Genomic DNA, 23,843 nt, shown 5'->3' on the forward strand with positions numbered 1-23,843 from the left:
GCATTGCAATGCTGGCAAGACCCGCCAGTCACAGCCTGCGCCATAAACGGTACAAAGTGTCACAGGGGCTGTACCGCAAGCGTCACAAACGCTGCCCATCCGTCCGACAAAAAACACGCAAGGCCTTGATTTACCTGACCTGCAAGGCGCTGGCCCGACCTTTGCTCTACGCTTAATGCAGCGCTTTAGCGCGTCCTCCCTTATAAGCACAAAAGCCAAGGAGAAACCCATCATGCGTTACGCTCACCCCGGTACTGAAGGCGCTATCGTTTCGTTCAAGAGCAAATACGGTAACTACATCGGCGGCGAGTTCGTCGCGCCTGTCAAAGGTCAGTACTTCACCAATACATCGCCGGTCAACGGCCAACCTATTGCCGAATTCCCGCGTTCCACAGCCGAAGACATCGAAAAGGCCCTGGACGCTGCCCATGCCGCCGCCGATGCCTGGGGCGCCACGTCCGCCCAGGCACGCTCGCTGGTCCTGCTGAAAATCGCCGATCGCATCGAACAGAACCTGGAAGTGCTGGCGATCACCGAATCCTGGGACAACGGCAAGGCCGTTCGCGAAACCCTCAACGCCGACATCCCGCTGGCCGCCGACCATTTCCGCTACTTCGCCGGTTGCATCCGCGCCCAGGAAGGCAGCGCCGCTGAGATCGACGGCAACACCGTGGCCTATCACATCCATGAACCGCTGGGCGTGGTCGGGCAGATCATTCCGTGGAACTTCCCGATTCTGATGGCCGCCTGGAAACTTGCCCCGGCCCTGGCCGCCGGTAACTGCGTGGTCCTCAAACCTGCCGAGCAAACCCCGCTGGGCATCACCGTGCTGATGGAACTGATTGGCGACCTGCTGCCACCCGGCGTGCTCAACGTGGTGCAAGGCTTCGGCAAAGAAGCCGGGGAAGCCCTGGCCACCAGCAAGCGCATCGCCAAGATCGCCTTCACCGGCTCGACCCCGGTCGGCTCGCACATCATGAAATGCGCCGCTGAAAACATCATTCCGTCCACCGTGGAGCTGGGTGGCAAGTCGCCGAACATCTTCTTCGAAGACATCATGCAAGCCGAACCGACCTTCATCGAGAAAGCCGCCGAAGGCCTGGTGCTGGCGTTCTTCAACCAGGGCGAAGTCTGCACCTGCCCGTCCCGCGCCTTGGTGCAAGAGTCGATCTACGACGAGTTCATGAAAGTGGTCATGAACAAAGTCCTGCAAATCAAGCGTGGCGACCCGCTGGACACCGACACCATGGTCGGCGCCCAGGCGTCCGAGCAGCAATTCGACAAAATCCTTTCGTACCTGGAAATCGCCAAGGGCGAAGGCGCCGAGCTGTTGACCGGCGGCAAGGTAGAGAAACTCGAGGGCAGCCTGGCGACCGGGTATTACATCCAGCCGACCCTGCTCAAGGGCACCAACAAAATGCGCGTGTTCCAGGAAGAAATCTTTGGCCCGGTGGTGAGCATTACCACCTTCAAGGACGAAGCCGAAGCCCTGGCCATCGCCAACGACACCGAGTTCGGCCTGGGCGCCGGCCTCTGGACCCGCGACATCAACCGCGCCTATCGCATGGGCCGCGCCATCAAGGCCGGTCGCGTATGGACCAACTGCTACCACCTGTACCCGGCGCACGCCGCGTTCGGTGGTTACAAAAAGTCCGGCGTCGGCCGTGAAACCCACAAAATGATGCTCGACCACTATCAGCAGACCAAAAACCTGCTGGTGAGCTACGACATCAATCCGTTGGGCTTCTTCTAAACGCCTGTCGCGAGCAAGCCACTTCCCCTGAGGGAACGGGCTTGCTCGCGAAGCGGTTGAACATTCAGCAAAAATGTCTAGCGCCACCCCGGCAAAAACGCCGACTAAAAAACAATAAGAACAGGTGAACCCCTATGCCTAGCGATCAAGCCAGCGCGCAGCCGGCAATCTCCTCGGTCGACTTCGAAAAAGTCGGCTCCGATTATTTCCAACAACGTGAACTGAAAAAAGGTGCAGCGGGCTGGGTCCTGCTGGTGGGCTTGGGTGTGGCCTATGTCATCTCAGGTGATTACGCCGGGTGGAACTTCGGTTTGGCCCAAGGCGGATGGGGCGGCATGTTTCTCGCCACGTTGCTGATGGCCACCATGTACTTGTGCATGTGCTTCTCCCTGGCCGAATTGTCTTCCATGATCCCGACCGCCGGCGGTGGCTACGGATTTGCCCGTAGTGCATTCGGGCCGTGGGGCGGGTTCCTTACCGGAACCGCGATCCTGATCGAGTACGCGATCGCCCCAGCGGCGATCGCGGTGTTTATCGGGGCGTATTGCGAGTCGCTGTTCGGCATTGGCGGCTGGATGATTTACCTGGCGTTCTACATCATCTTTATCGCCATTCACATTTTCGGTGTCGGCGAAGCCCTGAAGCTGATGTTCGTCATCACCGCCGTCGCAGCCTTGGCATTGGCAGTATTTCTGATCGCGATGGTGCCGCACTTCAACGTCGCCAATTTGCTGGACATCCCGGTGACCGAGGCCAAGGGCGCCAGCAGTTTCCTGCCCTTCGGCTATGTCGGTGTCTGGGCAGCCATTCCTTACGCAATCTGGTTCTTCCTGGCCGTCGAAGGTGTGCCACTGGCGGCAGAAGAAACCAAAAACCCGAAACGCGATCTGCCGCGCGGGCTAATCGGCGCCATGCTGGTGCTGGTGAGTTTTGCCTTGCTGATTCTGGTCATCGGCCCTGGCGGTGCCGGCTCAAACGCGCTGCTGACCTCCGGTAACCCGTTGGTCGAAGCGCTGACCAAAGCCTATGGCGGCTCGACCTGGATGGGCAGTTTCGTCAACCTTGTGGGCCTGGCCGGGCTGATCGCCAGTTTCTTCTCGATCATCTATGCCTATTCGCGGCAGATCTTTGCCTTGTCCCGTGCCGGCTATCTGCCGCGCAAATTGTCCGAAACCAACAAGAGCAAGGCGCCGGTACTGGCGTTGATCATTCCCGGCATCATCGGCTTTGGTCTGTCACTGACCGGCCAGGGCGACCTGCTGATTCTGGTGGCGGTATTCGGCGCGACCATCTCCTATGTGCTGATGATGGCCGCGCACATCACCTTGCGTATCCGTCGCCCCAAAATGGATCGGCCGTACCGCACGCCCGGCGGTATCTTCACCTCAGGCGTGGCACTGGTGTTGGCTTGCATCGCCGTGGTGGCGGGTTTTCTGGTGGATCCGCGGGTGGTGATTGGCGCCGCGATCATCTATGGAGTGTTAATTGCTTACTTTGCTTTCTACAGTCGGCATCACTTGGTAGCAGGCACGCCCGAAGAAGAGTTCGCGGCCATTCAGAAAGCTGAAGAAGCCTTGCACTAACGGCCGCAAATCACGGCGCAGACCCTGTCTGCGCCGTCACGGAGAATCTGTATGGCGAGTTTTGCTCACACGGTCGGCGCCCAGACCTACCGCTTCGACAGCCTCAAGGACGTCATGGCCAAAGCCAGCCCGGCGCGCTCCGGGGACTTTCTGGCCGGCGTTGCCGCCCTCAACGATGGCGAGCGAGTGGCCGCACAAATGGCCCTGGCTGACATCCCGCTGACTCACTTCCTGCAGGAAGTACTGATTCCTTACGAGACCGATGAAGTCACCCGACTAATTATCGACACGCACGACAAACAGGCTTTTAAAGCGGTCAGCCATCTCACGGTTGGCGGTTTTCGCGACTGGCTGCTCAGCGACGCCGCCGACGAACAGAGCCTGCGCGCCCTCGCTCCGGGCCTGACCCCGGAAATGGCCGCCGCCGTGTCGAAGATCATGCGCGTGCAGGACTTGGTGCTGGTGGCGCAGAAAATCCGCGTGGTCACGAAATTTCGCGGCACTATGGGCCTGCGCGGCCGGCTCTCGACGCGCCTGCAACCCAATCACCCCACCGACGAACCGGCCGGTATCGCCGCGAGCATTCTCGACGGTCTGCTGTACGGCAACGGTGACGCAATGATCGGCATCAACCCGGCCACCGACAGCATCGCCTCGATCTGCGCCATGCTGGAAATGCTCGATGCGATCATCCAGCGTTACGAAATTCCTACACAGGCCTGCGTGCTGACCCACGTCACCACCTCCATCGAGGCGGTGAATCGCGGTGTTCCGCTGGACCTGGTGTTCCAGTCGATCGCCGGCACTGAAGCGGCCAACGCCAGTTTCGGCATCAACCTCAACGTCTTGCAGGAAGGCTATGACGCGGGCTTGAGCCTGAATCGCGGCACGTTGGGCCAGAATCTGATGTATTTCGAGACCGGCCAGGGCAGCGCCTTGTCGGCCAACGCCCACCACGGCGTCGATCAACAGACCTGCGAAACCCGCGCCTACGCCGTGGCACGCCATTTCAAACCGTTTCTGGTGAACACTGTCGTAGGCTTCATCGGCCCGGAATACCTCTACAACGGCAAACAGATCATCCGCGCCGGTCTCGAAGACCACTTTTGCGGCAAGCTGCTGGGCGTGCCCATGGGTTGCGACATCTGTTACACCAATCACGCCGAGGCCGATCAGGACGACATGGACACCCTGCTGACCCTGCTGGGCGTGGCCGGGATCAACTTCATCATGGGCATTCCCGGTTCCGACGACATCATGCTCAATTACCAGACCACATCGTTCCACGACGCCCTCTACGCCCGGAAAACCTTGGGCCTGAAACCGGCGCCGGAGTTTGAACAGTGGCTGGCGAACATGGGCATCTTCACCCAGGCAGACGGCAAAATTCACTTCGGCGACAACCTGCCGCCGGCCTTCCGTCAGGCCATGGCGCAACTGGGATGAGTATTGAGATGGATAAACCACCTGTCGATCCGCAAAACCCATTGCTGGAACTGCGTCGCCTGACCCCGGCACGTATTGCCCTCGGTCGTACAGGCACCAGCATGCCGACCAGCGCGCAGCTGGATTTTCAGTACGCCCATGCACAGGCCCGGGATGCGGTGCACCTGCCATTCGATCACATGGGGCTCAGTTCGCAACTGGCCGAGCGTGGACGTGAGAGTTTGCTGCTGCACAGCGCCGCCACGGACCGGAACAGCTATCTGCAGCGCCCCGATTTGGGGCGCAAGCTGAGTGATCAGTCGGCGCAGACCCTGCGCGACTACGCGCTGAGCCATCCTGGCGGGATCGATTTGGCCGTTGTGGTGGCCGATGGCCTCTCGGCATTGGCCGTTCATCGCCACACCTTACCGTTTCTGGCGCGCATGGAAGAACAGACAGCCGCTGAGGGTTGGTCCCTGTCGCCGGTGATTCTGGTGGAACAGGGCCGAGTCGCGGTGGCCGACGAGATCGGCGAGCTGCTGGGCGCGAAGATGGTGGTCATATTGATCGGCGAACGCCCCGGCTTGAGCTCGCCAGACAGCCTGGGGTTGTATTTCACCTATAATCCCAAAGTCGGACTGACAGATGCCTATCGCAACTGCATCTCGAATGTTCGGCTCGAAGGCTTGAGTTACGGCATGGCGGCACACCGTTTGCTGTATTTGATGCGCGAAGCCTGTCGGCGGCAGTTATCAGGGGTCAGTCTGAAGGACGAAGCCCAGGTTCAGACGCTGGAGTCGGACATTGGTGCAGATATGAAAGGTAATTTCCTACTGAGCCCGTCGGATACCTGAACCGTTTCCGCATTGCGTTTCTATTCAGGTTTCAGGCAGGATCGATGCACGGCCGCCAGGGTTTCCCGTCGCCGTCACCACGTAAGACAGCCACTTGAAGACGAGACCTACCATGCGGATTATTCAAGCGACCCTCGAACACCTCGACCTGCTGACCCCGTTGTTCGTCAAATATCGTGAGTTTTACGGTTCCCTGCCGTATCCGGACTCGTCCCGGGCGTTCCTCGAGAAACGCCTGCGGCGCAAGGAATCGGTGATCTACCTGGCCCTGGCCGATGACGACGACAAAAAACTGATGGGCTTTTGTCAGTTGTACCCCAGCTTTTCGTCTCTTTCGCTTAAACGCGTGTGGATCCTCAACGACATCTACGTCGCCGAAGACGCCCGCCGCCAGTTGGTGGCCGACAACCTGATCCGCACCGCGAAAAAAATGGCCAAGGAAACCAATGCCGTGCGCATGCGTGTTTCCACCAGCAGCAATAACGACGTCGCGCAGAAAACCTACGAATCCATCGGGTTCAAGGAAGACACCGAGTTCAAGAACTACGTGTTGCCGATCAGTGAGGAGCTGTAACACAGCTTGAAGCTGCGGGCTTTTGTGGTGAGGGGGCTTGTCGGAACGCCGCATCGCCCCGTTCGGCTGCGCAGCAGTCGCAAATTGCTGAATTCGGTATGCCTGAAGAAACGCGCCGTCTGGTTAGGGGTCGCTTCGCAACCCAACGGGGGCGAGCCCCCTCGCCACGAGGTAATGCGCAAGGGCAAAATACCTCTGATCGAGCCATCGACATTCCCCGCTACAAACTCGACGCGTTTTTCACTTGTCACCCCGTATAATGCCCATTCTTCCGGCTCGTAAGAAAAATCACACTTAGCTGTAGTCTTACGCGAAGCCATCCGCACAGGCCTGCAGAGTCGGGCCATCACCACAGGTGCTTTCCATGGATTTCAACCCTATCGACCTTATCCTGCATCTCGATGTTTACCTCGACTTGCTGGTGACCAACTACGGGGCATGGATTTACGCCATTCTGTTTCTGGTGATCTTCTGCGAAACCGGTCTGGTGGTGATGCCATTCCTGCCAGGCGATTCTCTGCTTTTCATTGCGGGCGCCGTGGCGGCCGGTGGCGGCATGGACCCGGTGCTGCTGGGCGGTCTGCTGATGCTGGCGGCGATTCTCGGCGATAGCACCAACTACCTGATTGGCCGAACCGTTGGCGAACGGCTGTTCAGCAACCCGAACTCGAAAATTTTCCGCCGCGACTACCTGCAACAAACCCATGACTTCTACGACAAACACGGCGGCAAGACCGTGACCCTGGCGCGCTTCCTGCCAATCATCCGCACCTTTGCCCCGTTCGTCGCCGGCGTTGGCAAAATGCCTTATCCGCGTTTCTTTGCCTTCAGCATCCTCGGCACCATTCTCTGGGTGGGCGGTCTGGTCACCCTCGGCTATTTCTTCGGTAACGTACCGTTCATCAAGCAGAACCTGTCGCTGCTAGTGCTGGGCATCATCATCCTGTCGCTGCTACCGATGATCATCGGCGTGATCCGCAGCCGCCTCGGTCATGCCGCGTCCAAAGCCGAACCCCGCTGACTCACGATGTGGTCCCTTAGCGCCTGGCGACGCCAGCGCACCCTGGCCAGGCATCCGATTGCCGACGACATGTGGCAACGGGTGCGCCATCACCTGAGCTTTCTCGATGGCCTCAGCGCAGCCGAAGACCAGTGGCTGCGCAAAGCCTGCGTGCTGTTCCTGCAAGACAAGCACCTGACCGCCCTGCCCGGCGTCGAGCTTCACCAGGAACAACGCCTGCTACTCGCCGCCCAGGCCCAATTGCCGCTGCTGCATCTGGGCGATCTGAACTGGTATCAGGGCTTTCACGAAATCATCCTCTACCCCGACGATTTCCTCAGCCCCCAGCGCCATCGCGATGCCAGCGGCGTTGAACACGAATGGGACGGCGAACACAGCGGCGAAGCGTGGCAGCAAGGCCCGATCATCCTCGCCTGGCCCGGCGTAATGGCCAGCGGTGGCTGGGAAGGCTACAACCTGGTCATCCACGAACTCGCGCACAAACTCGACATGCTCAACGGCGACGCCAATGGCCTGCCACCGCTGCATGCCGATATGCGCGTCAGCGACTGGGCCAAGGTCATGCAAGAAGCCTATGACGACCTCGACCGGCAACTGGACCGCAACCCTGACGCGCAGACCGCCATCGACCCGTACGCAGCGGAAAACCCCGCCGAGTTCTTCGCGGTCACCAGCGAATACTTCTTTAGCGCCCCGGATTTGCTGCACAAGGCTTATCCACAGGTCTATGAGCAGCTGAAGCTGTTTTATCGTCAGGATCCTTTGAGCAGGTTGCGGCAACTTCAGGCCGAAGATCCGGTCTATCAGGCACACGACTAAGGTCTACACGACCTCTGGTCCATAGCGTCGAAGGCGGAATATGCCTATAATCGCCGCCACTTTTTGGTCAATCCGGCCAAGTGTTTTTGGTCAACTAACGGGGGCACCGCCCAATGAGCTACAGCAAGATTCCGGCTGGCAAAGACCTGCCGAACGACATCTACGTCGCGATCGAGATCCCGGCCAACCACGCGCCGATCAAATACGAAATCGACAAAGACAGCGACTGCCTGTTCGTTGACCGTTTCATGGCCACCCCGATGTTCTACCCGGCCAACTACGGTTACATCCCGAACACCCTGGCCGACGACGGTGATCCCCTCGACGTGCTGGTCGTGACCCCTTACCCTGTTGCTCCAGGTTCGGTAATCCGCGCGCGTCCAGTCGGCATCCTGAACATGACCGACGACGGCGGCGGCGATGCCAAAGTGATCGCGGTTCCACACGACAAGCTGTCCCAGCTGTACGTCGATGTGAAGGAATACACCGATTTGCCTGCGCTGCTGATTCAGCAGATCGAGCACTTCTTCGCGAACTACAAAGATCTCGAAAAAGGCAAATGGGTGAAGATCGAAGGCTGGGCCGGCGCAGATGCCGCCCGCGACGCGATCACCAAGTCGGTTGCTGCCTATAAAGGCTGAGAAGCCGCAGTAAGCTTCTAGCTGCGACGTTTGAAGAAGAACCCCGGTTGATCCGGGGTTTTTTGTGGGCGCTCCGCTCAGACACTCACCTTTAACGGTACGTGGAACGCTTATTGGCTCTGGTTTTTGCCTGTTTAAATTCCACTAAAAGCGTCTTACATCCAGTCTTAAATTTCCCTCGAAATTTGAACAGGTCGTTTATTCAAACCCCCATCCTGCGCCAGTAAACTCGTGTTTATGAAAAAGAACACTAGCGGCCCACGGTTTAAAGCGCTCCTTGAAGCAGCGAAAATCACAACCACAGGATTTGCCGCTTTCTTCGACACGGAAGCGCAAAATATCCATAACTGGTACACCCGCGGTGTGCCCGCCTACCGCATGGAAGAGGTCGCCAGACTACTGTCTGTAAACAGCGACTGGCTGAAAACCGGCGAAGGCCCGAAAGAGTCCTCTCGTCTGCGCGTACTCGACGAGGCCGGCAACACCTTCGACGCCCAAGCCATTCGCGGCATCTACACGGTGATCGAGCCCATCGACGTTGAGCTGCCCTTCTACAAAGAAACAGCCACCGCCCCGGGCTCCAACAAAACCCACGTCGTCAAAGACCCCAGCCAATCCATCCGCCTGCCCCGCAGCCATCTGGACTCCCTGGAAATCAACCACGCCGACGCTATTTGTACCCAAATGATCGGCAACAGCATGGGCGACAAGATAGAAGACGGTTCGACGCTTGCGATCGACCGCGGACTGAATCAGGTAATTGATGGGGAGATTTATGCGATCGAGCACGACGGGATGTTGCGAATCAAATACCTGCATCGGATGCCGGGGAATGCGTTGCGGTTGCGCAGCTATAACAAAGCCGAGTATCCAGACGAGATCTTCAGTGCCGAGCAGATCGACAAGCAAAACATCAGGGTATTGGGATGGGTTTTCTGGTGGTCGACGCTCAATAAACGCAGACCTTCCGTGCCCTTCCTGTAAGCACGCAACCCTGTGATCCACTGTGGCGAGGGGGCTTGTCGGAACGCTGCATCGCCCCGTTCGACTGCGCAGCAGTCGCAAACCATTCACTGTGGCAGACAGTCCATGGTTACCGGGTTTACGACTGCTTCGCAGCCGAACGCAGCCTTCGGCAGCTGCTACACAGCGCAATCCTTCTACCTCGCATACCAAGCTGGGAATTTCTCAAAAAAATCAGTATGCTGCGCCCCACATTTGCGCATCGACCCTTCTTCAGGCTCAGATCGCACCGACAAGGCAGATGACTTTCTCGCCAAGTCCCACAGCCGGACGCAAGATCCGGGTGTACGTTTTGAAGGCTGGCGCGGTTTACCAAAAATAAACCAAGCCAGTCCCCGAGAAGCCGGCCACAAGCCGGCTTTTTAATGTCTTTTTGAAAGCCACTCTCAGCTACTAAAACCCTCTGAAGCCTTGATAGATCAAGGGTTTCAGCCTATTTTCGTTCCTGTGACTTCCGTTTTGATCCGAGGCGTTCCACGCGTATGTGGGGGAACAAGTGGGGGAACAGAGGGCGAAAAAATGGGCAAGCTGACCGCAAATCAAGTCAAAAATTTGGTTGAGGCTGGAACGTACGAAGACGGTGACGGGCTTCGTCTTTTAGTGAAACCCTCAGGACGAAAAACCTGGGTGCTCCGCTTTCAATTGAATGGCAAACGCAGGGAGATGGGTCTGGGGAGCTACCCTCAGCTTGACCTGAAAAAAGCCCGCGCAGCCGCCTATGAAAATAAAATCCAGATCCTCAATGGCACTGATCCACTCGCGAAACGACAGGCTGAACAAGCCGCTCAGCGGGAAGCCACACGCCGGGAACTGGCGCAGCTGATTACCTTCGAGAAGCTGGCCGCTGACTACCGAGACGCCCATGGATCAAGCTGGTCGGAGAAATGGCGCAAGGGCTGGCTGAGGAAACTCGAGCTCTATGCTTTTCCTACTATAGGGAAGCTGTCGGCTGACCAGGTCGACACCAAGCATTTAATCAAAGTCTTGCAACCGCTCTGGTCAACCAAGACGCGGACGGCTGACGAAGTTCGTGGGCAAATCGAACAGATCCTGGATGCAGCTAGAGCCCAAGGACTTCGGACAGGCGAAAACCCGGCTCGTTGGCGCGGTCATCTGGAAAACCTCCTCAGCCGTCATGAGAAGAAGAAGGCACGAAAACGTGTCCATCATCCAGCACTTCGATGGCAAGACCTTCCTGAACTAATGCGGACGTTGAACAACAACCCCAGCCACGTCTCCGTCGCAACTCAGCTACTGATCCTTACTGGCGCCCGCTCACATATGATTCGGCTCGCACGCTGGGATGAGTTAGACCTGGAAGCTGGTCGCTGGTCTTTGCCAGCTGAACGCATGAAAACTCGCGAGCCTTTCGCGATCCCGCTAGCCCCCGAAGCCGTCTCTCTTCTGAAAAACCTTTCCAAGTTCGGCACCGAGAGCCCGTACGTGTTTCCAGGGCGCGGTCGAAGCGGTGTTATGCATGCCAACGGCATTCGTAATCTACTTCATGAGCTAGGCTATGAGCACATCACCCGTCATGGCTTTCGCTCGACCTTTCGGGATTGGGCTGGTGAAAAGACCCACTTCCCTAGAGAAATCTGCGAGTTGGCCTTGGCCCATGATGAGCGCGGCGAAACTGAGAGCGCCTATTCCCGATCTGACTTTTTTGATAAGCGCCGCGAGTTGATGGATGCCTGGGCTGTATATGCCAGCTCCGCTCCAGTTCGCCCGCCGCAAACTGAAAAGGCCGACAACAACTCGTGAGATACCTGAGAGGTGACTACAGTAGAAGCAATAGTCTTCGCGAGCTATGCGGGTGACATGGGTTAATTCTTGGGGTGCCGAGTGCAGAGCAAACCAATTAAGGGTTGGTAAGTATCACATCGACGTTCTTCACCCAAGACCAAGTCCGGATGAACCTAATGCCTAGAGCGACGGACGGCTGAGCACTCCCCGAGACACGCCTTGACTTGTGCATTTCGCGCGAAGAGGATGGCAAAGGGCCACGAAGACAGGTGCCAGGCAACCAGCAAGACATCTGACGCCCAAATGCGTCTGAAACGGTAAGCGAAAGGATTTGCGTTATGACCGCATACACCACAACTACAAATCCATTGAAAGCTTGGTTGAGCGAGTTTTTGCTCAATCGCGAGCTATTCAAAGGCCCTAGCGGAAAGCCTCTTTACAGCTACCAACTCTCAGAACATGAATACGGATCGCTACGAAATTTGCTTCGCCAGAACCTCTGTCGAGCTAACAATTCACTCCATGCTCTACATTTGGGAGGCTGTTTTTGCCTGTTCGTCAGTGAGCAGTACCGTAGAAACTACAACAGCTCATGGTCGTGGTCCGGTGCAGAAGCCGAACTTTCTGTCTCGCTTTCGCAAGCCCAGCATTCAGACCTAACCAGCAAGGGGCTGGAGTACTGGAAGCGCCCCATTCGCTACCGTGAAAACGGCCGAGACTGGCTGGGCTCCCTCTTTGCTGAAGGAGGATTACCGTGGCCACTGGTTCAAAAGGATTCGCACGGCTTCGGTAAAGCCGTAAGGCGCGGAATTAAAAACTTCTTTAGCACCGAAGGCAATCGCCGTACCACTGCCGACCTCATAGCTGACCATGAAGACGAGCTACCCTCTTCGTTTCGTAACCTGGAAACCCGTCAGCTACTGGCCGGCATCGTTCAGCAGTTGATGTATCTGGCCGAGCAATATCCACTGAAGGGCCATAAAGATCCCGCTGCCTACCTGGATAAAGTAGCCCCTGAGTGGACGGGAGCTTTTCCGATTCCTCTCGACGAAACTAATGCCAGAGGTCTGATTAACGACTGGCTGCGTGACGCTGAGCAAGTGCGTCTAGGTAGAAAAGAAGTTCTCGAGCGCGCTAGGGCCTTCACCTGTGAACATTTCCTGCAAGGAGTGCTTCCAGAATGGAAGATTCGAACAGAGTTGACTCTGCCAATTGAGAAAACCTTCACCGTCGACGCCGAGCAGCTAGGCAGTACACGCCTGGAATTGGCTTATTACGAGGGTGAACACATACTCGCTCGCGGCGCGGCCGTGTATGGCCAGCTGGCTGGCGACAAACTGACAGTTCGCTTTTCAAGCCCACAGGTCACACTGGAACGACGTCGACTGAACGAGCAAGTGACACTGCGCTTGCTCGACAATGGACGTATGGTTCAGTGCTTTCATTTTGACGGCAGTGGTTTAGATTCCCAGGAAACACCGCTGGTTTTTGAGCAGCGATCGGATCGCTGGCAATTAGCTGGAACTTCTTCTTGCTGCGTGGCGGGAAACCTGGCCCGGCTTCGCCTCCCAGTTGGTTTTAAAATTTCATCTGAAGGCGCTGCTCCCGAGTTACTGACTAAAGACAGCGAGGGCGGTCAGTGGCTAGATACCTTGGCCGATTTATCTCTGCTGAATGGCACAGATCATTATCGGATCGAGCTTAATCAAGCGCGGAGCGATCAAAACAGACCAACACTTGCTGGTGCTCAAGGGCTCTACGACAGCAATCCCAGCGTCACATATCTGGGTTGGCCACGGCTTGTGCTGCCCGATGGCTATGCATTTGCTGTGGATGAGATTCAAGAGTTTGCCAATGGGCAGCCACTGGATAGCCTTCGTCGTGTCGGCCTCACCGGTGTGGTGCGCTACACCCTGAAGAGTCGTTCTGGAAAAACGCTTTTACAACGTCGTTTCGCGGTATTGCCTAAAGATTTTAGCCTCTCACTCTTTCCAGCGGCCAACGAAAAGTCGGCCCGATTGCAGATCAAAGGCGCCCTACAGCTCGATTTAAAGGTTGGCAGCGATATGTTGACGGCCAAGCGATTGGACTCAGAGCAATGCGCCACATTCAGTCTTCACCATCTAGGTGAAACACCTCCGGCCAGCTTTACGTTGGAGATCGACCGAATAGGCGGCAACCAGCCCCTACAAATTCGACTGCCTTATCCTTACCAAGGGGCGCGACTCATAGCACCCGACGAAACCCCTTCGCGAGTACGCGAACTCACGCTGAACCAGTTAATCGGGCATCGCATCACATTAACGTCAGGGCTAATGCAGGGCCAAAGCTTCCATATGCAAATGGAGTTAATTTGCGAGGCTACGCCGCACCCCAAGCGACACTACGAAATCAAGGTAGGTTCTATCCCAACGTTGCTGAATTTATTCAGCTACCAAAGCGACATGCAGCAAATGCTAGGTGCCGTTGATGAGCAGGATGCATTCATCAAGCTCACGCTGGAAACAGAGCAGCGTCTTCTTAGCCTAAGTATTCGACGCTACAACGGGCGCCTTCAATGGGAGAGTCGAGACACGCTTACGATCTGCGAGATGAGCACAGATACTATTTTGGACGGCGCCCAAGTCGAAGCGATGCTTCTTTCTGATCCAAAACAATCGCCAATCCATCTTGGTGAACGTAAGAGTCAAAACGTGGGAACAGGACAGTTCGATATACCGAACACTATGCATCGCAAAGGGCCGTGGCTGATCTATCCGGCCAAGGACTGCAAAACTCAGTTCCGTCCTGCCCTCTTCCTTTCCGACGCCACCATCACAGACGGGGCGACAGAGATTCTCTCACTGCATAGGGCCACGCAGGTTTTTCACCCGAAAACAAATTCCACCGCAATCAGCCAACAAATTGCCGCTATGGCGAAAGAGTTTGGTCACAGCGGCTGGCAATACCTGGCGGACTTGAAGCAACACTACGCGCACCTACCCTTGTCTTCTTTTGAAAGCTGGAGAGCGCTGTCAAGAAATCCGGAAGCTTTGGCCTTTGCTGTTCTTCGTCTTGAGATGGATGAAGTATTTTGCGGCCGAATTCGCGACGAATTAGCCGTTATCTGGGAGGCGATTCCTCTGCCTGTGTGGGCAGAGGCTCATGTGCAGTTTCTGGAAGGATTGGTGGCCACTGGCTTCCCGGAAATTCTCATTAAGAACCTGGAGGCGAATCGCGCCGCGGTATTGCGTCTGGTGGTTTCGGGCTTCGATTACCTGGGCGACTATCTGCGCACCGGTAACAAAAGCAGCCTGACGAAAATCCCGCCTCAATTGGTGGTACCGGGTTGGAACCAAGCATTACGCCAACAACACGCGTCCAACACTAAGTGGCCTACAGATCTCACTGCGGAGTTGACCAGCTGGGTTTTTCAGAATCCGATACCCGCCTTCTTGAGAGAAATCACACCCGTTGGTTTCACCAAGGCTGTTTCCTACTTACCAATTTTTTTGGCCTACGTGACTGCCGGAAAGGCAACGCTAAACGATTTGCCTGTGCCTATGGCGTATCTGAAATTCGCAATTCGTCTTGTCTCTGATTTCGACCGTCAGGGCTGGTTCGCGCCGACTCATGCTCTGATGGTCTCCTATTTGCTGGCCTCTGAAGACGGGGCATAAGGAGTTTCAATGCGTTTTTTCAGGGATTTGATCGAGCAAAGTCTTAACCGCACGAGGGAAGCGACTCTGGGGGTCTTGGGCGTCAACGACTCAGGGCTTCGTCGTCATTTAAGCGAAAAAATGGTAGATGAGCTGGGGGCCGACGGCTGCTTCCTAGCGCCCCCTGTTTTCGAGCACACGTTTGGTTGGAAAGAGTCAAAAGAACGCCTCCAAGATTTAGAGGGCTCGTTGCTCTCTAAAAGCCTGCTTAATACGCTACAAAATGCACACGCCTATATTTTTCCAAAAGACGCCCATCCATATACGCACCAGCTTCACGCGTGGCGTACTTTACTCTGCGAGGAGCCTCGCTCTGCCATAATCACCAGCGGTACCGGCTCGGGTAAAACTGAGTGTTTTATGGTGCCAATCCTCGAGGATCTAATCCGTGAGCGTGATCTGAAACAGACGCCCTTGGTCGGAGTGAGAGCGCTGTTCCTCTATCCTCTCAACGCCCTAATCAACTCTCAACAGGAGCGTTTGGACGCATGGACGCGCGCATACGGCAAAGATATTCGGTTTTGCTTATACAACGGTAAAACTGAAGAGCGCGAAGGTGTAGTTCGCAAGATTCAAGTACTGAAACAAAATCAAGTTTTGTCACGGGAACTCTTGCGTAAAGAGCCTGCGCCAATACTGATGACCAACGCAACAATGCTCGAATACATGCTGGTCCGCCAGGTAGACAATCCGATTCTAGAAATTTCAAAACAACAGCAGTCTCTGCGCTGGATAGTCCTTGATGAGGCGCACACTTACGTTGGCTCCCAAGCAGCAGAAATGTCCCTACTACTGCGTCGAGTTGTCCAGGCCTTCGGTAAAACTCCAGAGCAAATTCGCTTTATTGCAACATCAGCCACCATAGCGGGTGTGGACGCCGAAGATAGTTTGAAACGTTATCTTGCGGATCTGGCGGGGGTGAGGCTTCAGCAGGTGGAAGTAATCGGCGGATCCCGTGTTTGGCCTGATCTCCTGTTTGACTCTGAAGAACAAGACATTCCGCTCGAGGAGGTTCAATCCATCGAGCCCCAGCACGAGGTATCGTCGACCCGATTCGATGCCCTTGGTCAAAGCTCAATTGCCAGATCATTAAGACATACCGTTGTTAACTCGGCTAAACCGCTCGATCTAGATGACTTGCTTGTGGCGCTCGATTCGAAGCTACAACCTGGAAGTAGACTAAAACAGCAACGGGAAGTATTAGGCTGGCTTGATGTGTTGACTGGCACGCGGCTCAAAAAAGACGATCCTCCCTTCCTAAAGCTACGCACGCACCTTTTCCAACGAATGCTTCATGGCCTTTGGTCCTGCGTTGATGTGAATTGCAGTGCCAAATCCGCGCATCTGAAAGATTGGCCGTTCGGTAACGTTTACGTGAATCAGCGCGCAGTCTGCGAATGCAAAGCGCCTGTTTACGAGCTGGGCTTTTGCGATGACTGTAAAACCCCGCATTTGATTGCGGAGGATCGAAGCGGCGTACTTCATCAGCTAAGCCCATACGCAGGTGATGAGTTTTCTCTCAGCTACGAGAACGGAGAAGAAGAGGCATCGTCTGGAGGTGAAGTTACCGGTCCCTCCAATAGGACGCCAGTGCAACGCCTTGTGATTGCTGGTTTGCAGGTGGCACAAGAGCCTTTCCTTACCGTCAGTCTCGATCTCGACACGCACGGTATATGCGCCACTAACGCAAAACGCCCTATCAACATTGTCATAGCGGAAGACAAAGAAGCCTGCTGTAGCCACTGTGACCACTATTTGCCAAACGGCAAAAGCTTTCTGAGAAAGGCCTATCTGGGCGCGCCCTTCTACGTCGCGAATGCCGTCCCGACAGTCTTGGAGTTCTGCCCGGATGCGGACAAAGATGATAGCAACGGACGCTCCCCAGAAGAGCTACCCGGCCGCGGCCGCAAGCTGATTACCTTTACCGACAGCCGTCAGGGCACTGCCCGCATGGCGGTACGAATGCAACAAGAGGCCGAGCGTTCGCGACTGCGTGGTTTGGTGTTTGAGACGTTACGAAATGCCCAGGCTAAGGCTGATGCCGAACCTAAAGATGTTCCCACTGGTGATTTCACGGAGCTGATGGTTCAAGCGGAAGGTTTGGAAAAATTGGGGATGGGTGTAATGGCCGCAGAACTTCGTAGACAAGCGAATGCATTACGCTCCGGCGGCTCCCCACAAAAGCGAGTCGCCAGTGTCGACTGGGGGGACATGGTTCAGGAGTTAGCTGCGTCTAAAGATGTTGAACAGTCAATCCTGCGTTATAACCGCTACGCCAATCCCGTTCTTTTTGACGGAAGCCAAGGTGGTGCAACCATGGCTCGCTTGCTCTTAGCTCGGGAATTTGCTCGACGCCCGTATCCGTCCGGCCAAGTCATCTACCCACCCCTGCAAAGCCAAGACATGGTGTGCACTTAAATTTAAGTGGGCACCAGTTCTAGCCTTTTAAGCGGGTATTTCATGCAACCACAACGCCGTTCCTACTCCAGATCCTTCAAAGTCCAAGTCATTCAAGAGTGCGCCCAGCCCGGCGCCTCGATTGCCAGCGTCGCGCTGAGCCATAGCCTCAACGCGAACCTTGTCCACAAATGGATTCGGGTGCAAACGCAAAAAAACACGGAGCTGCAACCTGCTTTTATTCCGTTACCCATGCAGCTAGCCGGAGCAAATTCGCAAGCTGCATCATCGAATATCTGCGTTGAAATCCCACACCCGCGTGGCACTGTCAAAGTGAACTGGCCGACCGAAAGCGCGGCTGCCTGCGCGACCTTTCTTCGAGACCTGTTGCGATGATCCGCATCGACTCCATCTGGCTCGCCACCGAGCCCATGGACATGCGCGCCGGCACCGAAACCGCTCTGGCGCGTGTGGTCGCCGTGTTCGGTGCGGCGCAGCCGCACTGTGCTTATTTGTTTGCCAACCGCCGCGCCAATCGCATGAAAGTGCTGGTGCACGACGGGTTAGGTATCTGGCTGGCGGCGCGCCGCCTGCATCAAGGCAAGTTCTTCTGGCCGGGTTCTAGACACGGCTCTCAGATGGAATTAGGTGCCGAACAACTGCATGCCCTGGTGCTGGGTTTGCCTTGGCAAAGAGTTGGGCCAGGCAGCGCGATTTCCATCATATAACGCCTGCCACGACCAGCCAGGCCGTGCAATTGTCCGATGAGCCTATCGTCGCTTTTAGGCTGTTCTGGCAAAATCGGCGGCATGACTTCGCTTCCTAATCTCGACCACTTAACCCCTGAACAACTGCGCGCTCTGGCGGCGCAGTTGATGCAGCGTGTCGAGAATCTCGATCAGAAAGTCGAGACGATGGGTAAGCAAATCCATCATCACAAAACGGTCAACGAGAAACTGGCCCACGAGATCGCGCAGCTCAAGCGCTTCAAGTTTGCCAAGCGCAGCGAGCAACTGAGCCCGGATCAGGCCAGCCTGCTTGATGACCTGATCGATACTGACATCGCAGCCATCGAAGCCGAACTTGAAGCGCTGCAACCCGCTCCCGTTTCGACCGAGGCTCGGCAAAAACCTAAACGTACCGCCTTGCCGCCGCAGTTTCCGCGCACCCTGATCCATCACGAACCCGACAACAGCCACTGCCAGTGCGGCTGCGCCCTCAAGCGTATCGGCGAGGATGTCAGCGAGAAACTCGACTACACGCCGGGCGTGTTCACCGTCGAGCGTCATATCCGTGGCAAGTGGGTCTGCGGTCAGTGCGAAACGCTGATCCAGGCACCGGTTCCGGCGCAGGTCATCGACAAAGGTATCCCAACCGCCGGCCTGCTGGCCCATGTCATGATCGCGAAGTTCGCCGACCATTTACCGCTCTATCGTCAGGAGTCGATTTTTGGTCGGGCCGGTTTGGCCATCGCCCGCTCGACCCTGGCGCAATGGGTCGGCAACTGTGGTGTGCAGTTGCAGCCGCTGGTCGATGCCCTGCGCGATGCTGTTCTCGAACATGGCGTAATCCACGCCGATGAAACGCCGGTGCAGATGCTTACGCCGGGCGCAAAGAAAACCCATCGCGCCTATGTCTGGGCCTACGCCACCAGCCAGTTCTCGGACTTGGCGGCGGTCGTTTACGACTTCAGCCCCAGCCGCGCCGGAGAGCACGCACGTAACTTCCTGCAAGGCTGGAAGGGCAAGCTGGTTTGCGACGATTTTGGTGGCTACAAGGCCAGCTTTGAACTCGGCGTCACCGAGATCGGCTGCATGGCCCATGCGCGCCGCAAGTTCTTCGAATTGCACGCCACCAACAAGAGCCAGCTCGCCGAACAGGCCTTGCGCTACATCCAGTTGCTTTACGAAATCGAGAGCGAAGTCCGCGACCTTGAACCGGATTTACGCCGCCTAATACGGCAAGAAAAAGCGGTACCGGTGATGGATGCTCTGCATGCCTGGATGATCGCCCAGCGCCAGATCGTGCACGACGGCTCGGCGATAAGCAAAGCTCTGGATTACAGCCTCAAACGCTGGACGGCGCTGTCGCGCTATCTCGATAACGGGGCCGTACCCATTGACAATAATTGGTGCGAGAACCAAATCCGACCGTGGGCGTTGGGTCGCAAAAATTGGCTCTTTGCAGGATCACTGCGCAGCGGTAAACGCGCGGCGGCGATCATGAGTTTGATCCAGTCGGCGCGGCTCAACGGGCATGATCCGTATGCTTATTTGAAGGACGTCCTCACGCGCCTGCCGACGCAGCGGGCGAGTGATATTGCGGAGCTGCTGCCGCATAGGTGGCAACCGGTTTAGTTACGCAAGACGGGATGCCCGGACGCATACCGACGCCCAAAAAATCAAAACAGTACAGAAACTCTAGGCCTGGTCAAAGTTACCTACCGAGGTCTGAAAGAGATTACCTCTACCCCCCCGATGTGGACTGCCACTAGAGGGGTACCTGCAACCGGACCGTTTTCGGGCAGTGAAACCAGCTTGACTCTGGAGGACTGGCACGACTTTCTTAAGGTTGCACTTGATTTTTACGTGCGCGAGAACACCTTTATAAACATGGATCGTGACATGCAGTCCTGGATGGGCAGCAGATTTACTCCCAAATCGCTGTTTTCTCCAAAAAGCGAGATGGAAGAAAGCACAACGGTTAAGAAGTGGCCTCAAATTAAATCCGGCAATCCGCATCGGCTGGTAAAGCTGCTTGAGCAGGCAATCGGATTGAATCGAACAATCAATACGGATGCGGACAAAATCAACACCTGGTTAGAAGCTGCATGGGTCGCCCTTACGCATGCGCACATCCTCGAGTCCGCCGACCCAGGTCATCGCCTAAAGCTAGAAACCCTAAGTTTTTCGCTACCTGAAGAGGGTTGGGTCTGCCCCATAACACACCGCATTTTCGATTCGACGTTTCGTGGACTGACCCCCTATCTGCCGATGAAACTGCGCCCGCAGGACTACCGCTGTCAGAAGATTCAACTTGCCTCACTGGCCACTCTCCAAATAGACGGTAGCCCCGTGGCTAAACAGTTACAGATTCGCGAGCAAGTTTTACAAGACCCGGTCATTCAGCACCTACGATCGGAGAATCTTTGGAGCGATATAAGCGACCGTACTGTGGAAGGCGGATTCTACTATCGAACCGCAGAGCATTCGGCTCAGCAGTCAGCCCAAAGACTCGATGATTATGTGGAGCTTTTTAAAAAGGGCGATGTCAACGTACTCAACTGCTCCACGACCATGGAAATGGGCGTTGATATCGGCGGTATTTCTGCCGTAGTAATGAACAATTTACCGCCGCACCCCGCCAATTATTTACAGCGCGCCGGACGTGCGGGGCGACGTAGTGAGGCCCGTGCCATTGCATATACCCTATGTAAAGCTGACCCTCATAATCAGCGCGCTTTTGCACAGCCTAAATGGCCGTTTGTCACAGCTATTCCAGCCCCCACCATCACACTGAGCTCTTCCCGCATTGTTCAAAGGCATGTGAACTCGCTGCTGTTGTCGATTTTTCTAAAGTCCAAAACCAATAGTGACGGAGACCGGACGAGGCTCACCCTCCAGTGGTTTTTTGGCAGCGACGACTCACCCTGCCAGCAATTCAAGGGTTGGCTGGCAAGCTGTCCGGAAGAGTTTTCAGATCCGATCAAACGTCTTGTCAGTGGGACCTGTCTAGACGGGCGCTTGATCAGCTCAATCTCCACTGAAACGCAGGAAGGCGTACGCAGCCTCGAAGAACGATGGCTCGAAGAGTCTCAAAAACTCAACTCCAAGCTACAAGCTGCAACAGATCAGCCTTACAGAAAAGCGCTGGAGCTAGAGAAAAAGCGTCACGAAGGTGAATACTTGCTGCGAGATCTAGCGGCCCGTGCATTCCTTCCCGGGTATGGATTCCCTACGGATGTAGTGACACTCAATACTTACAACATTGAGGACTTCAAGCATCAACGAAATCATCTTGAAAGTCGTGAAGACAGTATTTTCAACAACAAGGAGCTACCTTCTCGCGGCTTAAACATTGCAATTCGCGAATATGCACCAGGATCGCAAGTCGTAATCGATGGACGTGTCTATCGCTCTGCTGGGGTCAGCTTGCAGTGGCATGCGTCAGGCCAAGTGAACGAAGCGCAGAAATTTGATATCGCTTGGCGATGCTCAAACTGTGGTGCCACAGGTGTTATCGAAAACGCGTATGCCAATAGCTCTGAGCTGACGTGCTCACATTGCGCTCATGCAATTCAGCCCAACGGACGTCGAACAGTGCTCCGCCCTGGTGGCTTTGTAACGGACTTCTACGAAGCCACCACAAACGACATCACCTCACAGAAATTTATTAGGGTTGAGCGGCCTCGTATTCAACTGACTGGTGAGACGATTTCGCTGCCCGACAAACGTTGTGGCTTTGTCCGATTTGGCCACGAAGGCAGCGTGTTTCACCACTCCTCCGGCGAAAACGAGAAAGGTTATGCCGTGTGTTTGACCTGCGGACGCGCAGATTCAATGCTCGCATCAGGAGACATTCCTAGAAGCCTGCTTCCTGATCAACTCCACCGTCCTGTGGGAGGTATAACTGGCAGTCGTAAAGATTTCGACTGCCCAGGCTCAGCGGTTAAACCAAACCTTTTTCTCGGCTACCAAATTCGCACTGATGTAATGGAGCTTTATTTGAGAAGTCCTCAGACGGGTATGTGGCTCGGGGACAGCATTGCTGAACAAACCATAGGAACAACCCTTGCCGTAGCTATCCGCGACGTAATCGCCGAGCTGTTAGGTATCGCCAGTACCGAAATGGGGTTCGGTTTCCGCCTTGATCGCGATCTCGAAAGCGGACAAGGGCGAACCGTAATCCAACTTTTTGACGAGGTGAGCGGGGGCGCGGGGTTTGTAATGGCCGGCTTAGGTGACACCGCCGAGTTGTTGCGAAAAACATTAGGGAAACTGCACTGCCCTGTTAACTGTGAAAACGTCTGTTCACACTGCCTAGCAGGCCAAGACAGCCGAGTTGAGCGAGAGGAGCTAGACCGTGAACGCGCCATGGCGTGGCTGACGGAGTCTGGCCTAATCGAACACCTCGACCTGCCGAATGAGTTTGGGGATGTACTAGATGCCAGTTATTGTTCAACCGGTCCAATCCGCTATTTGAGTTCAGCGATCAATTCGGCAGACCGAAACGATGGCAGTACCTCCATTTTGCTGATAGTGAGAGGTGACGTAGAGGACTGGGACCTGGACCACCCCTACTTTCGCGAAAAGATCTTGACCTGGGCTATTGCTGACAAACTAAACGTGAAGCTGGCAATTCCTTCGGGTGCCGCCTTAAGCAAAGAAAAGAAAAACACCCTTTTTGACCTCGCTAATTTTGGCGTTGAGCTTGAGGAGATGGACGAATCTAGCTCTCGGAAAAAGCCATACTTGATAGCCCAAATTCGTTCCAGAACGGGCACCAAGAGTCTCTTCAGTAGCGATCCATCCACCGCGATTCCGGGAGCAGGCTGGCTGAACACCAGCGATGGAATAGTCTGGGCGGGCAGCAACCTCGAGCCTCCTTGCTTTGGCGAGTCGATTGAGACTCAGGGCTGGCAACAACGAGAGCAAGATGCACGGGTCATCGAAATCACAAGTGAACTCGATGGACCTATCAACAGCTTGAATAAGCGGCTCACAACTCTTATTGAGAATCACGCTCCCGAACTTGCCGACCTAATCGCCACCGACCAAGCGTCGGTCGTTAGCTATTCCGATCGCTATTTGAAGTCCCCATGGTCGTTGATGTTGCTAAGCGGCTTTCTCGCTTTCTTTAGAAACGAAAAGCTTGAGTCCCTCCGCATCCAGACCCTGGCACCAAGTGGAGATCAATTTAGTAGCCAAATTAGCCACGACTGGATGCACGCTAACGACCAAGACGCCCTCCTTAAGCTTTGGTTGGGCAGCCAGTTTTCAATATCGCCAGAGATTCAAATCAAAGATCGAAACAAAGACATTCAACATGGAAGGGTCATCACGGTAGATTGGGTATCTGGCAAACGTTGCAAAATCTTCCTAGATCAAGGAATGGGTTACTGGAGAGGCAAGATGCCTTATCGAGATCAGATGAGTTTTAACTTCCGCGCTGATCATGAGAACCAAGCGCTGCAAATGCTTGAAAAATACAAGTCTGCTCAGATGCACCCTGGCGGCGATTGGCCTACATACATGAGTGTGGTAGTTAGCTAACCAAAACACACGCAAAGGGCGTGCAACGTGCAGAGGAATG

Annotated in this window: 16 protein-coding genes; all 16 read left to right on the top strand. The window is 55.5% G+C overall.

What is annotated here, in order from left to right; genetic code table 11:
* Positions 1–232: 232 nt before the first annotated feature.
* The 16 genes from exaC (at position 233) to KVG95_RS23900 (ending at position 23,803) form a co-directional block, all read left to right on the top strand.
* Positions 233–1,753 carry an acetaldehyde dehydrogenase ExaC gene (gene exaC, locus KVG95_RS23825; protein WP_052967093.1) on the top strand — a complete coding sequence of 507 codons (1,521 nt, stop codon included), beginning with the start codon at positions 233–235 and terminating at the stop codon, positions 1,751–1,753.
* 134 nt (positions 1,754–1,887) lie between these two features.
* The gene (gene eat / locus KVG95_RS23830; protein WP_038981364.1) at positions 1,888–3,336 is read left to right on the top strand and encodes an ethanolamine permease; all 1,449 of its coding nucleotides are present in this window, start codon (positions 1,888–1,890) and stop codon (positions 3,334–3,336) included.
* A gap of 51 nt (positions 3,337–3,387) precedes the next feature.
* Positions 3,388–4,782 (top strand): ethanolamine ammonia-lyase subunit EutB, encoded by a 1,395-nt coding sequence (locus KVG95_RS23835; protein ID WP_217858174.1) that lies wholly within the window; start codon positions 3,388–3,390, stop codon positions 4,780–4,782.
* 8 nt (positions 4,783–4,790) lie between these two features.
* Positions 4,791–5,615, top strand: coding sequence for an ethanolamine ammonia-lyase subunit EutC (eutC, locus tag KVG95_RS23840; protein WP_217858175.1), 825 nt, complete (start codon positions 4,791–4,793; stop codon positions 5,613–5,615).
* A 112-nt stretch (positions 5,616–5,727) separates the two neighbouring features.
* A complete protein-coding gene (locus KVG95_RS23845) occupies positions 5,728–6,189 on the top strand; it encodes a GNAT family N-acetyltransferase (RefSeq protein ID WP_052967090.1) in 462 nt (153 codons plus the stop codon).
* A 364-nt stretch (positions 6,190–6,553) separates the two neighbouring features.
* The gene (locus tag KVG95_RS23850) at positions 6,554–7,210 is read left to right on the top strand and encodes a DedA family protein (protein WP_217858176.1); all 657 of its coding nucleotides are present in this window, start codon (positions 6,554–6,556) and stop codon (positions 7,208–7,210) included.
* Positions 7,211–7,216: 6 nt separating this feature from the next.
* Complete coding sequence (locus KVG95_RS23855) at positions 7,217–8,029, top strand: M90 family metallopeptidase (protein ID WP_217858177.1); 813 nt, start codon at positions 7,217–7,219, stop codon at positions 8,027–8,029.
* Positions 8,030–8,142: 113 nt separating this feature from the next.
* Positions 8,143–8,670, top strand: coding sequence for an inorganic diphosphatase (gene ppa / locus KVG95_RS23860; RefSeq protein WP_007894323.1), 528 nt, complete (start codon positions 8,143–8,145; stop codon positions 8,668–8,670).
* A gap of 237 nt (positions 8,671–8,907) precedes the next feature.
* The gene (locus KVG95_RS23865) at positions 8,908–9,654 is read left to right on the top strand and encodes a S24 family peptidase (protein ID WP_217858226.1); all 747 of its coding nucleotides are present in this window, start codon (positions 8,908–8,910) and stop codon (positions 9,652–9,654) included.
* Between the two features lie 558 nt (positions 9,655–10,212).
* Positions 10,213–11,454: a tyrosine-type recombinase/integrase gene (locus KVG95_RS23870; RefSeq protein WP_217858178.1), complete on the top strand. Its 1,242-nt coding sequence runs from the start codon at positions 10,213–10,215 to the stop codon at positions 11,452–11,454.
* A gap of 320 nt (positions 11,455–11,774) precedes the next feature.
* Complete coding sequence (locus KVG95_RS23875; RefSeq protein WP_217858179.1) at positions 11,775–15,095, top strand: STY4851/ECs_5259 family protein; 3,321 nt, start codon at positions 11,775–11,777, stop codon at positions 15,093–15,095.
* Positions 15,096–15,104: 9 nt separating this feature from the next.
* A complete protein-coding gene (locus tag KVG95_RS23880; RefSeq protein ID WP_217858180.1) occupies positions 15,105–17,552 on the top strand; it encodes a DEAD/DEAH box helicase in 2,448 nt (815 codons plus the stop codon).
* A gap of 42 nt (positions 17,553–17,594) precedes the next feature.
* The gene (tnpA, locus tag KVG95_RS23885) at positions 17,595–17,927 is read left to right on the top strand and encodes an IS66-like element accessory protein TnpA (RefSeq protein ID WP_225923287.1); all 333 of its coding nucleotides are present in this window, start codon (positions 17,595–17,597) and stop codon (positions 17,925–17,927) included.
* Positions 17,924–18,259: an IS66 family insertion sequence element accessory protein TnpB gene (gene tnpB, locus KVG95_RS29920; protein ID WP_058392002.1), complete on the top strand. Its 336-nt coding sequence runs from the start codon at positions 17,924–17,926 to the stop codon at positions 18,257–18,259. The genes tnpA and tnpB overlap by 4 nt, the downstream gene beginning before the upstream one ends.
* Before the next feature lie 81 nt (positions 18,260–18,340).
* Positions 18,341–19,888 (top strand): IS66 family transposase, encoded by a 1,548-nt coding sequence (gene tnpC, locus KVG95_RS23895; protein ID WP_217858182.1) that lies wholly within the window; start codon positions 18,341–18,343, stop codon positions 19,886–19,888.
* Between the two features lie 180 nt (positions 19,889–20,068).
* Positions 20,069–23,803, top strand: coding sequence for a helicase-related protein (locus KVG95_RS23900; RefSeq protein WP_225923288.1), 3,735 nt, complete (start codon positions 20,069–20,071; stop codon positions 23,801–23,803).
* Positions 23,804–23,843 lie beyond the last annotated feature (40 nt).

Origin of the sequence: Pseudomonas farris (genome assembly GCF_019145235.1) — a bacterium.
Classification (GTDB): Bacteria; Pseudomonadota; Gammaproteobacteria; order Pseudomonadales; family Pseudomonadaceae; genus Aquipseudomonas; species Aquipseudomonas farris.